The organism is uncultured Ruminococcus sp. (genome assembly GCF_937915125.1).
Taxonomy (GTDB): domain Bacteria; phylum Bacillota; class Clostridia; order Oscillospirales; family Ruminococcaceae; genus Ruminococcus_C.
The window spans coordinates 46,185-62,605 of record NZ_CALDMP010000005.1; the positions used below are offsets into that span (position 1 = coordinate 46,185).

Consider the following 16,421-nt stretch of genomic DNA (forward strand, 5'->3'; position numbering starts at 1 on the left):
ATTAAAATGGTGCAACTTTATCCATCGTTAGTATAAATCCTTTTAGGGTAGATAATGCTTGAACCACCTTTTGATAACGTTGCCCTTGATTTTTTCCTTTATTATACGCACTAATTACAACAGAATTTGTAAATTCATAGTATCGGTTTGTGTGTAAACGACGATGCAATCCGGTCTTAATTGAAACCAAATTTCGATAATCAGTCTGGTATTTAATTCCAACATTTTTAAGCGCAGTTCTTGCACCATTTGCATTTTTAGCCGCTTTAGCTACGATATGATGTACCTCACGAGGGGACCTATATCTTGGTTTGGTTTTAACTCTTGCAAAACTAAGACCAATACTCCGAGCTATAGATTGCGCCTGTGAGTTTGCCCAGCTAAAAGCAACACCAAGATTTCTCATTCCTCTTGAAATTCCTCCAGAAATTGTATTACACATTCTGTTCCAAGCACTAAGAAATGACGGAGATGTCAAAACAGCTGTAAGACAAATCGTAATAATAGCACAAGCAAGGAAATAGATTCCCATGATAATTATTGTCCCATCACTGCCTTCAGGGTCAACCATGTTGACCGCGTTGTTGTTACAATAAGCAAAGAGATTTGTTCCCAAGATATTGCTATCAGAAATTATCTCATCCGCATTCAAAAATCTACCCGTAAAGCTGTCATAATACCTTGACTGTAGGTAATAAAGACCGCTTTCATTATCATAGTAATATCCACGATAGCGGAATGGATTTGCATTAGCAATTTCCTGATTGCCCGAAACGGAAGCAATATTGCCCCATGCGTCATAGAAGTATTCGCTTACAAAGTTACCGTCTGCGTCAAATATCCTTACAACGTCGCCCTGAGCATTTTTTTCAAAGTAGTATGTCTGATCATTGTATTCAAATCCTATGATTGAATAATTTTCATCGTAAATATACCAATTAATATTTCCATTTGTCGTTTCTGAAACAATTTTAGTTCCATCAAGTTGGTAAGTAGTTTCAGTACCATTAACAGTTTTAGAGGTTCTGATTCCATCGCTGTTATAAGTATAGTTTACCACATTATCGTTCTTTTGTAAAGAGGAAAGCTGTCTTCCCGTCCATGTAAACTGCATTCCGTCACGATATGATAATGGGTTTCCTATTTCATCATATGTGATATTTTGACCATTGAAGCTTGTTAAAAGATCTCTCCATTCAGCATCTTCATAAGAGTAATTTTTTGTTAAAATGACTTCACCGAGTTCACCGTTAGTATATGCATATTCGTCAGATTTTAAAATATTTCCGGCATTGTCGTATGTATACATAACAGTTTTATTAGCATATACGCTGTTTTCCCTGATAAGCTGTCCTAAACCGTCATATTCATAACTTGCTTTTTCTGTATCGTTTTCAACAATTGTCGAAATTTTGCCTTTTGAATCATAATTGTATTGAATAGTTTTACCGTCCTGATACTCAATCTTACTTACGCCCTCTGCCGTATTCGTGCGGACTGATGATAAGATGGAGTTTTCGTTAGAGTAAATGGTATTTTGCTCTGTATTTTCACCAGAAACAACTGAAACCAACTTGCCACCGGAAATCAGATTCGTAGTTGAACTTGATTCCACAATTTCATCTGATTCGAATTCAGATTCCTCATTATCTTCACAAACAGTGTGCTGACTTTTATTTATAGAACCATTCATGTATGTTATTTCACACTCGTCATCTGTTTCATTATAACTGATGCTGAATCCGTTGTCGGATGTTACGGAAGTGGTATTTCCGTCTTCATCGTATGTATAGAAAAAACTTGTGTTTTCACTGTTATCTGTATATGTCAGAACATTTCCATTCTCATCATATGTCCACTCATAGACAACTTCACCGTTTACCTTCTGTGCGATAACATCATCGTTTGTGTCATAAACGTATTCGCTGTTATCACCGTTTCCGTAGTTTTCTGACAAGAGATTTTTTCCGGAATAGTTGCTGGTAACAATGGTTCTGTTTCCAATGCCTACATCCGTTATATTACCACTCTCATCATAGGAAAAGTCATACTGAAAACCATTGTGCGTAATGGTGGTGAGATTTCCGGCATCATATCCGTATGTATTTACAACATACTGTCCGTCAACATATTCAATTGCAGCAGTAATATTGTCATCACTATCATAGACATTGGTGCCTTTATTATCGCCGATTGTGGAAGACTTGCTTTCCCCGTTTACATAGTTATACACAGATTCGCATCTGTTCCCATCGTTGTCCACATATCTTGTAACAAGATCAAATTCGCTTGTATGAACAGGAACATCATAATTTACTTCACGTCCCGAATCAGGATCAGTTTTCATCGGCTCTGCGTCCTCATTGTCAGGAATTCCATCAAAATCGCTGTCTGTAAGATATGGATTTGTACCGAGTTCCATTTCCTGCAAGTTGGTAATACCGTCGCCGTCAAAATCTGTGTCTTCGTCATACACAAGCGGATCGGTGTAGAGAACATTCATTTCATAACCGTCTGAAAAGCCATCACCGTCCGTGTCGGCATTATTAGGATCCGAACCTATACATATTTCGTAACCGTCTGGAATGCCATCTCCGTCTGAATCAGTTGTATCCGCATGAATTCCGTCTGCATCCTTTACAAGCGTTGCCACTAAAGATTGAATCTCTTCACCAAATCTTGTGTGTACAACAACCTTATAATCAGCTTTATCTGTTAATGATTCAGCTGACATTCTGTACTCTTCTTCAGAAGTTGTACCAAGTTTATTAAATGCTGCTTCACTTCCATATCTTGCATATACATCAACAGAACTGATATTTTCATTACTGCTCCACTGCAGCACAATTTCTTTAGTATCTTCATCCTTATATGCATACAAGCCCATTAACTGGTCAATTCTTGTATATTCAATGTTGTCAACGGATTCTGCAATTGAATCGTTTTTATTGACCGTAAAATTGTTTGCCTGAACATAAATTTCTTTAGCAATAATTGCACCTTCAATATTTACCATTGCGCCATTTAAGGTTACAATACCATTAGGAGCATAAATTATTCCTTTGAAATCAGTCAGATTGTTGCAATTGATTGAGATATCTCCGTTCTTGGAATAAAGAATTGCGTTTTCACCATAAATTGCTTCTCCACTCAAGTAAATATTCTGCTCGGCGATAACAGTATGATTAACTTTAACTGTACTTCCGCTTGCAGAATAAACATCGCTGCTGTAAATATTAGACTCCGTTTCAACAGCAGTTCCACCAAAATAACCGTTGGAGATTGACTGTGCATCGGAATTCAACATGAGCATAAGACCATCATTCAAATTCAACAGTTCAGCGGTTTGCTGAACTTCTCCGTTAATGTTAGGATTTGCTGATTGAACTGACAAATTGCCTGTTTGAATAACAAACTCAAATCCCTGTTGAATTTCAACAGCAGCCGTATTGTTTGAATTGAAATTTGCTTCATCTGCAAATGCCGACATACCCATGTTAACCGAGAGTGCGGCAATCAATGCAAATGAAACGATTTTACTAAAAGTTTTCCTTTTCATTGATTTCTCCTTCTTTAAATTGTTTTCGTTGAACTGTATTTGGTAAGCGTTTCGTAATTGTCTCCTGCATAAACCTTAAAAACAGTTTTTAAGCGATATGTACCTTTTGATAAACTACTCTTGCTGTTTGTCGCATAACCTTTGTAACCGACATCTGTTTCAATCCAGCAGCTGACTTGACTCCAACTACCTGTTGATGTCTTTTTCTGCAACGTTTGAGTGATAACGATTTTAGTCGTTTCATTTCTGTAACCTGTTGCTTGACTTATGCAATTTGCAGTAGTTCCGGAAACAGAAAGTGTTGAACTGCATGAAGAAGTGTATAAATTATATACAGATACTTCTTGTGCCAATACTGTACTGCTTAAACAAACTACTGCCACAATGGTCATTACAATTGCCGCAATTATTTTCTTTGCCATAAAATTCACCTCCTGTTTTAAATTAGAATAGACAAGAAAATATTTACAATTTTCTCATTCTACTCTAAATAACAAAACAAGAGGCGTTTTCCTGACATAAAATTTGAATTTTTGTACCTATTCTATCTTTTTCACAGAATTTACAATCTTTATCAGTTCACTTTTGTTAATATTTGATGATACATCAATAATATAATCACCAATATCCCAAATTATATGGGAGTAATTATGATTATCATAAAAATAAACTGCTTCTTTTCCGTTTATATCTATAGCTGTTGTTTCAGCGTTTTCCGTATTTATAAGTAAATCATATGCTGATTTGGTATATTGGGAAAAATCAATTACATAGTTGTCATTAACATAAACTGTATTTCTGAATGTTTCATTATACTCATGATAGTCAATAGTATAATCGTTTAAATCATAAGTTATTTCATATTTTTCTTCTATAATTTCAGGAGCATTGCCATCATCCACTGTCTGAACAATTGAAAATTTTTCAAACGTTCTTACAATAAAATTAATAACAGCGTTTCTGAGTGCGTCTACGCTCATAATTGTTGCAGAGGATACAATGATTATACCTGCAGCTATACATGCAGCACGTTTAGCAGAAGAATTGATTATTCTGTAATATGGTTTGTTCCTGCGCTGTATGAGTTTATGCATTTTCTTTTCAAACTTATCTGAAAAAACATGCTTTTCAGATGTTTTTGTTAAATTTCTATAATCTCTTTCCATTGCCTCATGTATGGCATTTCTAAACTTTTCATTTTGCATGCTATTCACCTTTTTCCAATATTTCTTTTAATAATTTTTTTGCTCTTTCTGCTCTTTTCCATACGGTTTCAGGAGAAATTTTCAAAATCTTTGAAATTTGTTTTGCTGTCAACTCTTCATAATAATACAAATAAATAATGTCTCTGTATATTACCGGCAGCTCCGATATCTTTTCAACCAATAACTGATAATCGAACTTTTCAAATACATTTGCATCAACTGGTGTCTTAAAATCATCAAGTTCTTCACAATATTTATTTCTCCTTTTATTACTGTTGTATAGAGTGATTGAAGTATTTCTAACTATAATAACAAAATAATACTTGATTTCCTGACATGCTATCTGATTTATTTTTTCAAAGTTATTAGCAATAGAAACAAAAGCCTCATGAACAGCATCTTCTGCATCTTCACAGTTATGTAATATGCTATATGCAACTGCATACATATCCTGCCTGTATTTTATGTAAAGATCTTGAAATTTACTTTTATCTTCATCGGTGTTAAGTATAGTCAAGTAAAAATTTAGCATATATTTCTCCTTTTTCGAAAATTATAAATCTCAATGGTAAATATTTACTGTTTGTTATTATAATACATTTTGAACAATTATTCAATAAGCATATGTAGATTTATAATATCATTGTGAGTATTAATATTTAAATAGTTTCGGTCATAAATTATTCAAAGCAATTGACATACCCCATCTCACCCTGACATGTTTTAACTGCACAAAAAACAAAGCTGACACATAGTCTGTTTCATGTGCAAAACGGATATTCTTATCAGAAACTATTGACAAGAGCGTTAGGATGATATACCATAGAATTGGAAACATAGTCTGCAAAGATTTAAGAGTCTTTGCAGGCTTTTTTGTTTGCACTCTTAAATCTGGTAAGGAGGTATGACAGAATGAAAAAGCTTGATTCAAAGTCTTGTGAAGAAATCATGACAACGGTGTACAAACCGATTGAATTCGTTGTTGAGGGATTGATTGCACAGGGCTTGTATATACTTGCCGGAGCACCGAAGGTCGGGAAGTCGTGGTTAGCACTTGATATATGTCTGAGTATAGCAAAAGGAGAAAAAGTCATAGGACACGAAACTCTGTGCAGTACTGCATTGTATTTATGTTTAGAGGACAGCTTTGCAAGAATACAAAATCGTCTTTATGAAATTACAGATGAGCCTGCTGACAATCTGTACTTTGCAGTTATGGCGGATTCAATCGGTGACGGACTGGAGGTGCAGATAGAAAAGTTCAAATCAGAACATATTGACTTGAAAATAGTGTTTGTTGATACTCTCCAAATGGTGCGAAGTGAAAACGAATCATCATACGGTTCAGATTACAAGGAACTGTCTGTTCTGAAATCACTTGCTGACAGACTTGAAATTGCAATTGTACTTGTGCATCATACCAGAAAGTGTTCCGACAAAGATCCGTTCAATATGATTTCAGGTTCAACCGGTATCAGTGGTTGTGTTGACGGAAGTATGGTGCTGATTGAAACAAAGCGTGGAAGTCGGAAAGCTGTTCTGCATTGCGTTGGACGTGACATTGAAAATGCTGAAATCAATTTGCAGTTTGATTCAGAACTGAAAAAGTGGATTGTAACTGATGAACCTGTTGTTCATAAAAGCAATGAAAGCATTTTTCTTGCTGCTGTTTACTTGTTCATAAAAGTGAAAATTCATTTTGAAGGCTCGGCTACTGAATTGGTAGAGCAGCTAAAGTTTTTTAGCGATGAAGAATTTTTTGCTAATCGAGTTACCCGTGAACTTGTTCAGAATGGTTACACACTTAAAAAGTATGGTGTTGATTTTCAGTACAGACGTGTTCACGGTGGACGTAAAATTATTCTTCACTATGACCGTGAGCGTGACAGTAGTGACAGTAAAATAACTGTCGCAGTTACTGTCACGGAAAGTTCGCAAAGTCCGTAACAGCGTTGTCTGAGGGCGTGTCAGTAAAAATATTTCTTCTGTCACGCAAAAGTTACTGTCACGCCTGAATCAGGGCAAAACAAGGCGATTTGTGCCCTCCGGTTTTCAGTCGTAGAAGTTATCGAGTGCGTGCCCGCACAGGGCAATTTCGCGGTTTACTTTGCAGAAAAACGATACAAAACATCGCGCATTATTCCTTGCGAGAATTCAGCTGCAAATTTAAGTTTTGAAATATTTCAAAATGTCCAGTCGGGTCACCGACCGGTCACGCACTTGCAAGTTAAAGCAACGGGGTTGCATTCACAGCAGACGGCAAAGCCGACTGCAATTCTGCGAGGTTTGAGAAGTTTCCACAAAGGGGTTGTAGAATCGAAAGATTAGAAATATAGGAGTTGTAAGCTTAGAAAACCGCATAGAATCTGCAAATTTTAAGGAGTTGTGCCGAATTTATAAAAATTTGAGATAGAAATGAAATATTGAAATGCTCAATTTAATTTTCACAAGTAAAACGAACGCAAGGATGTCATGGAGGGCGATAAAGAAATGTCAAGGCAAAGAGAGATACCTAAAATTAATTCAGTTATTGTCACTTACAACGGCAACAAAAAGTTATTCGATAAATTCGTAGAAGGACTGATAAAAAATTACCTATCCTTTATTGGTAAGGTAGAATTCAAACCGTAGGTCTGGACTTGTGAGCAGTAATGTGGTATGGTGTGTCGTAACACCCGAAAGGGTGATGCGACTGCCAGAGGAGGTAAAAAAATGAAGGTATGGCTATACTATCGCCTGTCCAGAGATGAAGATGAGGAAATGAACAGTCTTCAAAATCAGCGGCAGATACTTGCCGACTACGCAGAACAGAACGGTCATGAAATTGTCGGTGAAAGCTTTGATGACAACGTTTCAGGCATGACGTTTCAAAGAAAAGGTCTTGGGGAACTTGAACTTGCGGTGGATGAAAACAGAATAGATGCTGTGCTGGTAAAAGATTTGTCCCGTCTGGGCAGACACAGAACACAGACTGCGTTGTTCATAGATCACCTCAGAGAGAACAATGTCAAGGTGATTTCTGTGACTGAGGGCATTGACACAGCAAATGAAAACGACGATTTGCTGATAGGATTCAAGCAGATTTTCAATGATTTTTATGCGAAAGACATAAGCAAAAAAGTCAGGGCAGGGGTGCGTCAAAAGCAGAAGAACGGCATGGTTGTAAATCTTCCGATGGGATATTACAAGGACAAAAACACAAACGAAGTTCTGATTGACGAGATTGCAGCCGACATTATTCGGGAGATTTTTCAGAAATATATCGACGGTTACGGTCTTACTACCATAGCAAGGGAGTTAAACAGCCGAAACATAAAGTCACCGGAGTACTTTTCACACAGAAAAACAGGAGCACAGCGAACACAGATGTGTCAGAAATTTCTATGGACTCAGACGACGGTCAAACGGCTGCTTCAGAATGAAATTTACACAGGAACGCTTGTGAATCACAAAACTGTTACGAGCAAAATTTACAAGACCAGAAGCTTTGTTCCGGATAATGAACAGTACAGGCATGAAAACTTTCTGCCGCCGATAATTGATATGAATGTGTGGGATAAGGCACAGATATTGCTTGAACAGCGTCCGAAATCTAATGTAAGGGCGGCTGACGGCAGGAAGATACATAGATACTGCGGCATGATAAAATGTGCAGAATGCGGAGCAATTCTGATAGCCAAAAGGAGAAAATATTCTGACGGAACAGAATGGGTGGAGTACACCTGTAACAGTCACCACAGATACGGAAAAGAATACTGTACTCCTCATAGAATCCGTGAAGAACAGCTTGATGAAATTGTAACTGGTGAAGTTCTGAGGCTGAAAAATAAGATACTGTACGAAAGTGAAAAGTACGATAAAATTATTAAGGACTGGCTGAAAGAAAAGCCGAGGTGTGAGCAGAGAATATCTCAGCACAAGGATAAAATATCTGTACTGAAAAATCAGATTGAGAATCTGATTATGGAGAGAATCGGTGACCGTGAACACGCTGAAATTTACAATGGCATGATAAAGAAACGTGAAGAAGAAATAGACTGTCTTGAACAGAAAATTGCTGATATTCTGAATTATTCCGAGGTCAGCCGGAAAAAGAAAGAGCAGCTGAAAAGTACTCAACAGCTGCTTGAAGAAGTGTTGAAAGAACCTAAAATTACAGATGCTGATTTAAGGTTACTAATTGAAAAGGTACTTATTCATCAGAATGAAGATAAGAGTATTGATGTGCGGCTTGAATTTAATGGGGATTTTGATGAAAAAGTGATTGGATAAAAATAACGGATTCCGTAAATGGGAATCCGTTTTGTATTGGTACGGGTGACAGGACTTGAACCTGCACACCTTTCGGCATTAGAACCTAAATCTAACGTGTCTGCCAGTTTCACCACACCCGCACATATTAAATTGCCTGTCAGATTTCACCTGCGGACAGTCACAGGGAATAAATGCACTGAAGTGTCGCAACCAAAATCTAACGTGTCTGCCAGTTTCACCACACCCGCACATATTAAATTGCCTGTCAGATTTCACCTGCGGACAGTCACAGGAAATAAATGCACTGAAGTGTCACAACCAAAATCTATCGTGTCTGCCAGTTTCACCACATCCGCATCGTTGTCTGGGACGCTTTTCAGTATAGCATATTTTTTGCATTTTGTCAAGGAAGCAAAATACAAATTTTATTGGTTCATTCAGAAATAGCTGTTGCCATGTCTACGGAACGCAGGTTGCCAAACTGGAAATGTTCTGTTATACTGAATACAGAAAGCTTTCTCAGTAATTCTCAAACAGGAGGAAAATCATATGAATCGTTATGTCACTGGTCAGACTATTCAGACACTGCGGGAAAAGCGTGGATTTACCCAGCGGCAGCTGGCAGAACAGCTCTTTGTCAGTCACAAGACCATCTCCAAATGGGAAACCGGAAAGGGTCTCCCGGACATTACCCTGCTGGAACCTCTGGCAAAGGCGCTGGGCGTATCTGTTGCCGAACTTCTATCGGGTGACTATATTACCAACACCAACCGGAGCGCCAATATGCTGCATACACAATTTTATGTGTGTCCGGTCTGCGGCAACGTGATTTATGCCGCAGGCGAAGGGGCTTTCAGCTGCTGCGGTATCACTCTTCCGCCGCTTCAGCCGGAGGAACCGGACGAAGAACATGTTATGCACCTAGAACTCGTGGACGGCGAACGCTATGTGCGCATGGCACATCCCATGACAAAAACACACTACATCTCCTTTTTCGCTTGCGTCACATCCGACCGGGTCATTCTGACAAAGCTCTACCCGGAACAAAACCCGGAAGTATGTCTCCCAATGCGAGGACACGGTTGGATCTATGCCTATTGTAACCAGCACGGATTTTTCCGGGTGCGTGTGTAAATGGTGCCTTGCCGAAAAAATTGCTGGAAATGCACTTGAGGCAACACCGCACAAAGAGCGCCTGACGGCTTTGCACGTCATATGCTTGCATCTTTTCCGTCATATTTCACAAAAATGCTCGTGAATACACAAAGTATTCACTGCGCTTTTTGTTTCATCTGACGAAAAATCTGACGGCGCATCTGACGCACAATCTTTGTGCGGTATTGCCTTGACAAATCCGGTGAAATCGGCTATAAGTTATTTTGCATAAAACTTGACAATCCCCGATGCCTATGCTATACTATAAAATAGTGTATTTCGGCAGAATGCCGGAGAATTACAGCAAAAAAGGATGGAAACTGCAATGAAATTAGGTATGGTCGGGCTTCCCAACGTGGGAAAAAGCACGCTCTTTAACGCATTGACAAATGCAGGCGCAGAATCGGCAAACTACCCTTTCTGTACCATTGAAAAAAATGTAGGTATCGTCTCCGTACCGGACTCACGTCTGGACAAGTTGGCAGAGATGTACGATCCGGACAAGTTCACGCCTGCAACACTGGAATTCGTGGATATTGCCGGTCTGGTAAAGGGTGCGTCCAAGGGCGAAGGTCTGGGCAACAAATTCCTGGGCGATATCCGTGAAGTAGACGCCATTGTTCATGTGGTACGCTGCTTTGAGGATGAGAATATTATCCACGTAGACGGCAGGATCAACCCGGCTTCGGATATCGAAACCATCAATCTGGAACTGATCTTTTCCGACATGGAAATGGTGGCACGCCGGATCGACCGCACCAAAAAGGCATTGAAAGGTGACAAGAAATTACAGGCACAGGTGGACTTTCTGGAACGGCTCCAGGCACATCTGGAAGAGGGCAAATCTGCCCGCGGCTTCGACTTCACCGAGGATGAGCTTGCCTGGATGCATGACATGCCCCTGCTGTCTGCAAAGCCGGTGATCTATGCGGCGAATATGAGTGAGGAAGATTTCCGCAATAACATTGACACCAACGAGCATTATCAGACTGTCTGCAAGATCGCCCAGGAGGAACACGCCGCCGTACTTCCCATCTGCGCCAGAATGGAGGCAGAGATCGCCGACATGGAACCGGATGACAAAGCGATGTTCCTGGAAGATCTGGGGCTGGAGGAATCGGGTCTGAACCGGATCATCCGTGAGGGCTATGCACTGCTGGGACTGATCTCCTATCTGACTGCTGGAAAGCAGGAGGTTCGTGCCTGGACCATCACAAAGGGTACTCGTGCACCCCAGGCTGCCGGAAAGATCCACACAGACTTCGAAAAGGGTTTCATCCGTGCCGAAGTTGTCTCCTATGACGACCTGATGGCATGCGGTTCTATGACCGCTGCAAAGGAAAAGGGATTGGTTCGCCTGGAAGGAAAAGAGTATGTCATGCAGGACGGCGATATTGTACTGTTCCGGTTTAATGTATAAGGGCATACTACAAAAAGGTATTTCCGGATGGATTGAAATCCAAAAGAGTAGATAAAGTTAAGGGCATCTCTAAATACCCCGAATTCGTCAGATGTGCCGCAGATGACGGGTGAACGGGATTTTAGAGGTGCCCTTTAAGCAACACCGTGCAAAGCCGTCAGGCATTCTTTGTGCGGTGTTGCTTTTATTTTTTGAAAAAGTATTGATTTTCTATCTGAATTATGGTGTAATTATGATGCGTATTAGAGCACGTAGTGGAGCATATATGAAATATTTTATATGAATATGCTCCGATGTTGACATTTATAAGAATAATTATGACAAGGAGTTGAAAATGAAACAATTTCAGTTTGAATATTCTAATGCAGCGGCATTTCGGGAAGAGCTGATCCGACTGAAACAGCGGCATGAGATCACTTCGCAGACGGCGATTGTGTTTCAGATCTATTCCGAACTGCTGGACTATGGAAAAATGGAAAAACTGAGCAGTGTGATCGAACAGGAGATGCCCGACGCCCTGTATGTCGGCTGTTCTGCAAACGGCAATATACTCAACGGCCAATTTTCGTCTTCCAGTATTGTGATCATCTGTACGGTATTTGAAAAGCCGTCTACCAAGGTCAAGCTTCTTCAGTTTGATTTTGCTGCCGAAACGGTGGACAATGTGGTCAGCAGTCTGTTGAAAGAAGCGGAAGAGAATCCATGGGTAAAAGCCATTGAAATGTATGTGACGATCCCTGAAATATCCACCTCTGGTTTTTGCGATGGATTGAAAGACCTGCGGCCGGATATTCAGGTTTTCGGCGGCGTTGCCTGTAGTGATGATATCACCAGTTCAGCATCCTTTGTTTTTTCTAAAGCTGGGGAATGTTCTGACAGATCCATTGTGTTTCTTCTTTACGGCGGCGAAGAGTTTTATGTGGATTCCATGTACGTTACCGGCTGGAAACCTCTGGGGAGAAAATTCTATGTGACAAAGGCAGAGGGCAGTATTCTGTATGAGCTTGATGGAAAGCCAGCCTATGATGCTTACCGCAACTATCTGAATATCAAGAATGATGAGCATTTCTTTTATAATACTCTGGAATTTCCGCTTTTTTATGAGCATAACGGTATCACCATCCTGCGGACGCCTTTGACCAGCAATGCGGATGGCTCGCTGACTATGACTTCTGATATTGAGACTGGTTCTGTCACACGCATTGCGTATGGCAATCCCTGTACAATTCTGGACATTGTGCAGGCAGACAGCCAGAAGATCCGTGACTTTCTTCCGGATGTACTGCATATATTTTCCTGTGCCGCAAGGCGTACTTTCTGGAATTCAGATACTGAGACGATCAAAGAGCTTCAGCCCTTCAAGTCCATTGCGCCTACATCCGGCTTTTTTACTCACGGTGAATTCCTGCGTTCCAATGGTTGTCTGAATCAGCATAATGTCACACTTGTCATCGGGGCAATGCGTGAGGGAGAGCCGGTCTGCACGGCGGAGCCTGACAGTAGCACAGTGGAAAGTCTTTTGAAATCAGAAAAGGTGCCGGTTGTCACACGCCTTGCAACATTTATTGGTGCGGCAGCAGCAGAACTGGAGGAAATGAACCGCAAGCTGGAAACGGTTAACTATGAGCTTGAGGTGGTCAATCACAAGCTTGAGCTTGCGGCAATCTATGACGGGCTGACCAATCTGTACAACCGTTCTGAGATCCAGAAGCGCATCACATATTGTCTTTCTCATATTTCTGAAAATACTTTTTCGCTGATCATGCTTGATATTGACAATTTCAAGCGTGTCAATGATACATATGGTCATCAGGTTGGAGACACTGTGATTATTGCTCTTTCCAAGATACTGCGCAGCGACATTGAAAAATATGCTCCGGGCGCATGTTCTGGCAGATGGGGCGGCGAGGAATTTATGGTGCTCCTGCCGGGCTGTGACAGCAAACAGGCGGTTTCCATTGCTGAGATGATCCGTAAGTGCTTTGCAGATACGGCATTTCCGGCGGCGACCAATCAGACAGTCAGTCTCGGTGTAACCCAGGCGAAGGATGACGAGGATCTGGATGCATTGTGTATCCGTGTCGATTCTGCCCTGTATCAGGCGAAAAAAACAGGGAAAAACAGGGTTAACGTGATGTAACTGGATAAGGCTACACCGCATAATGAACAGCAAACGAAGCGGGCATTGCCTCTGCAAAAGTCACACAATTTACGGTGATTTGCAGGGACGATGCCCGCTTTGCGCGATTTCCGATACAGCTAAGGCAATACCGCACAAAGAGCGCCTAGCGGCGTTGCACGGTGCTGCCTTACGTTTTTACGGCATAAAGCCAGTCATGCCGGGATCACGCCATATATTGTTACAGTGCATATTTGCATTTTTTCTTATCGCATTCTACGAATACGTTTATCTTGACGCAGGTTTCATTCTCTTTGTGTTTTTCTGCGCATTCAGCAACAACCGGCTCATCGTGGGAGCACTTGTCACACTCCACGTAGATGTTCAGCTCAACGCAGTTTGCGTTTTTCTCTTTCATGTGTTTCATCCCCTTTCACTGCATCATATGCAGCCATGGGGATTCTGTTCACGGGCAACACCGCACAAAGAGCGCCTTCCGGCTTTGCACGTCATATGCTTGCATCTTTTCCGTCATATTTCACAAAAATGCTCGTGAATACACAAAGTATTCACTGCGCTTTTTGTTTCATCTGACGAAAAATCTGACAAAGTTTATGCTCGTAGAGTACATCTGACGCACAATCTTTGTGCAGTATTGCCCATGATATTTGTTTTTGAAAAATGCAGCGCCCAGTACATACCTGTACAGGGCGCTGCTATAATATCAATCAGTTTCGTTGACATTGAGAGAAAGGAATAAAATGTCAGAGCGTACTCACATAAAATATGTGTATTTTTATTCTAAGGAAACACTGATTCAATCTGGTGCGCAGATTGTACTCTACGAGCATAAACTGCGTCAGATTTTTCGCCATATTGCAATGAAATTTCGCAGGCATACTGGCGTATGTCAAGAGATTTCTATGCGATATGACGGAAAATATACCCATAGGGTACAAGTGCAAGCAAGATGCGTGCCAAACCGCAGACGTGATTGAATTGGTGTTTGCTTAACACTCTGCAAGAATGTCCTTCTCTTGAGAGCCAATGCCAACGAAATGAAAAGAGAGGTGCAAACGTATTTTTTGACATTTGCTGCAAATGTTTCTAAAGCGTGTTCACATAAATCCGAACTAGCGTCTTTTCGGCAAAATCTCACGCATACTGCCTTAATACTAGTCCTATATCAACCTGTTGAAGAATTTGCCGCTGTCATTTCGTCACTCTGTGTTGCCCGCCCTTGCCGGGCGACAGCCTGCCTGTGATTTTTGACTTGTTTGCGCAAAATTTATGCTCAAAAATCCGCTTATTTGTTTTATGTGAACACACTCTAGTTTATGCATGCCTGATCAGCTTGGAATAGATTACTTCACTGGGCTGGCTGCCATCACACAATTCAGCCTTGCGGTCAAGGGCGCGGTTGCGGAAATAGACTGCAAGATTCAGCGTCACCATAATCAGGTTGAGAAGATAGACGACTAGTACATAGTTGATGCTGCCAGAAATTATCTTTGCTGCTGTACCTGCAATATAACCGATGATCAGTAAGAGGATAAATGGCAGGCTCATTCCTTTTGCACTTCTGCATTTGTAGTTTTTCACCAGATTCATGGGCCAGCTGCATCCAAAACAGATTAGCATTACCGTTTCTAATATTTCACTCATGGTTATCTTATTATCCTCACATTTTCTCACTTTACCGTTATTTTTTTCATCACGCCGGATAATACCGCAGAGCATCTGCCAGCGTCATATTTCTGTCAAACAAAAACGAACGAAGTGTGTGAAAAAATCGAAGAGCATATGTGCCATCCAATTTTCCGCTGGGGCCATCGGTGAATTCACAGCCATATTCCGCTGCAAGAGATTTGAGCGCACGATTGTACCGTTTCGCTTCTGGTGTCTGTTCATTGACTGAAACCAGGATAAGACGGCTCTTTGGCAGTGCAGTGTGCAGTTGGTAAAGCAGCCAGCGATAGGATTCCATCATGTCCTCCACTGTTTTTGCACTGGACAGAAGCTCCTCTTCTCCGAAATGCAGCAGAATTGCTTTGGGTCTCAAAGGCGTGATGCAGGATGCAATGTCATGCTCCGCTTCTTCAATTGTCAGCCCCGGAATGCTGCGGTTGTAGATTGGCACATCAATGCCATAATCCTGAGTCAACTCGTTCAACGGAATTCGCGATGCTTCCGTAGAACCGAACAATACAACGCCTCCCGGTTCAGCCACCTCGTTTAATGCTTCGTATTCTGAGATAACATCCAGCTTTTTTTGTGAATACATAATAAATCCCTCCAATTTGGACTGCCATAACGGCACTGCATCTGACACACATTTCTTGTGTCATTGACTTTATTATAGCACCGCTGGATTCATTTGTCCAATATATAATTTCGTACAAAATCATAGTTTATAGCCTATAGAATAGTGGGGGATTTACAAAAATTCATATGTGATTCTTGGCATTACATAGGTTATATATTATGGGAACAATGACATTGCACAAAACCCTTTTCACCGTTGAAATAAATTTAGAGCGAATTAACATAAACGAATATACATAACAAAAGCGTCTGACGGCGGTACATTTCATGTACTTATTTTTTTCAAAATACTTGTGACTGCGATCTAGGGCAATACCGCACAAAGATTGAGCGTCAGATGCGCCGTCAGATTTTTCGTCAGATGAAACAAAAAGCGCAGTGAAT

General features: G+C 40.7%; 12 protein-coding genes and 1 tRNA gene. 5 read left to right on the plus strand and 8 right to left on the minus strand.

Features of this window, described 5'->3' with window-relative positions; genetic code table 11:
- Position 1: 1 nt before the first annotated feature.
- The 4 genes from Q0418_RS00505 to Q0418_RS00520 form a co-directional block, all read right to left on the minus strand.
- Positions 2–3,559 (minus strand): RHS repeat-associated core domain-containing protein, encoded by a 3,558-nt coding sequence (locus Q0418_RS00505; protein WP_298481582.1) that lies wholly within the window; start codon positions 3,557–3,559, stop codon positions 2–4.
- 14 nt (positions 3,560–3,573) lie between these two features.
- Positions 3,574–3,981 (minus strand): hypothetical protein, encoded by a 408-nt coding sequence (locus Q0418_RS00510; RefSeq protein WP_298481583.1) that lies wholly within the window; start codon positions 3,979–3,981, stop codon positions 3,574–3,576.
- Positions 3,982–4,098: 117 nt separating this feature from the next.
- Positions 4,099–4,764, minus strand: coding sequence for a DUF4367 domain-containing protein (locus Q0418_RS00515; RefSeq protein WP_298481584.1), 666 nt, complete (start codon positions 4,762–4,764; stop codon positions 4,099–4,101).
- 1 nt (position 4,765) lies between these two features.
- Positions 4,766–5,296, minus strand: a complete 531-nt coding sequence (locus tag Q0418_RS00520; RefSeq protein ID WP_298481585.1) for an RNA polymerase sigma factor — start codon at positions 5,294–5,296, stop codon at positions 4,766–4,768.
- Between the two features lie 380 nt (positions 5,297–5,676).
- Here Q0418_RS00520 and Q0418_RS00525 point away from each other — a divergent pair, with 380 nt between their 5' ends.
- Positions 5,677–6,711 carry an AAA family ATPase gene (locus tag Q0418_RS00525; protein ID WP_298481586.1) on the plus strand — a complete coding sequence of 345 codons (1,035 nt, stop codon included), beginning with the start codon at positions 5,677–5,679 and terminating at the stop codon, positions 6,709–6,711.
- Between the two features lie 765 nt (positions 6,712–7,476).
- Entirely contained in the window at positions 7,477–9,036 is a 1,560-nt protein-coding gene (locus Q0418_RS00530; protein ID WP_298481587.1) for a recombinase family protein, read from the plus strand.
- Between the two features lie 37 nt (positions 9,037–9,073).
- On the opposite strand, the gene Q0418_RS00535 is transcribed toward Q0418_RS00530, so the two are convergent.
- Positions 9,074–9,158, minus strand: a tRNA-Leu gene (locus Q0418_RS00535).
- 409 nt (positions 9,159–9,567) lie between these two features.
- Between Q0418_RS00535 and Q0418_RS00540 the strand changes: the two genes are divergently transcribed.
- From Q0418_RS00540 to Q0418_RS00550, 3 genes are all read left to right on the plus strand, one after another.
- Positions 9,568–10,152 carry a helix-turn-helix domain-containing protein gene (locus Q0418_RS00540; RefSeq protein WP_298481588.1) on the plus strand — a complete coding sequence of 195 codons (585 nt, stop codon included), beginning with the start codon at positions 9,568–9,570 and terminating at the stop codon, positions 10,150–10,152.
- A gap of 346 nt (positions 10,153–10,498) precedes the next feature.
- Complete coding sequence (ychF, locus tag Q0418_RS00545; RefSeq protein WP_298481589.1) at positions 10,499–11,593, plus strand: redox-regulated ATPase YchF; 1,095 nt, start codon at positions 10,499–10,501, stop codon at positions 11,591–11,593.
- A gap of 334 nt (positions 11,594–11,927) precedes the next feature.
- The gene (locus tag Q0418_RS00550) at positions 11,928–13,733 is read left to right on the plus strand and encodes a diguanylate cyclase (protein WP_298481590.1); all 1,806 of its coding nucleotides are present in this window, start codon (positions 11,928–11,930) and stop codon (positions 13,731–13,733) included.
- A gap of 220 nt (positions 13,734–13,953) precedes the next feature.
- Here the strand turns inward: Q0418_RS00550 and Q0418_RS00555 are convergent, their stop codons facing one another.
- The 3 genes from Q0418_RS00555 to Q0418_RS00565 all read right to left on the minus strand — a co-directional run bounded on the left by Q0418_RS00555 (position 13,954) and on the right by Q0418_RS00565 (position 15,996).
- Positions 13,954–14,130, minus strand: coding sequence for a hypothetical protein (locus Q0418_RS00555; RefSeq protein ID WP_298481591.1), 177 nt, complete (start codon positions 14,128–14,130; stop codon positions 13,954–13,956).
- Between the two features lie 917 nt (positions 14,131–15,047).
- On the minus strand, positions 15,048–15,323 hold the full coding sequence (locus tag Q0418_RS00560; protein WP_298481592.1) for a PQ-loop repeat-containing protein: 276 nt from the start codon (positions 15,321–15,323) through the stop codon (positions 15,048–15,050).
- 103 nt (positions 15,324–15,426) lie between these two features.
- Complete coding sequence (locus tag Q0418_RS00565; RefSeq protein WP_298481593.1) at positions 15,427–15,996, minus strand: hypothetical protein; 570 nt, start codon at positions 15,994–15,996, stop codon at positions 15,427–15,429.
- Positions 15,997–16,421 lie beyond the last annotated feature (425 nt).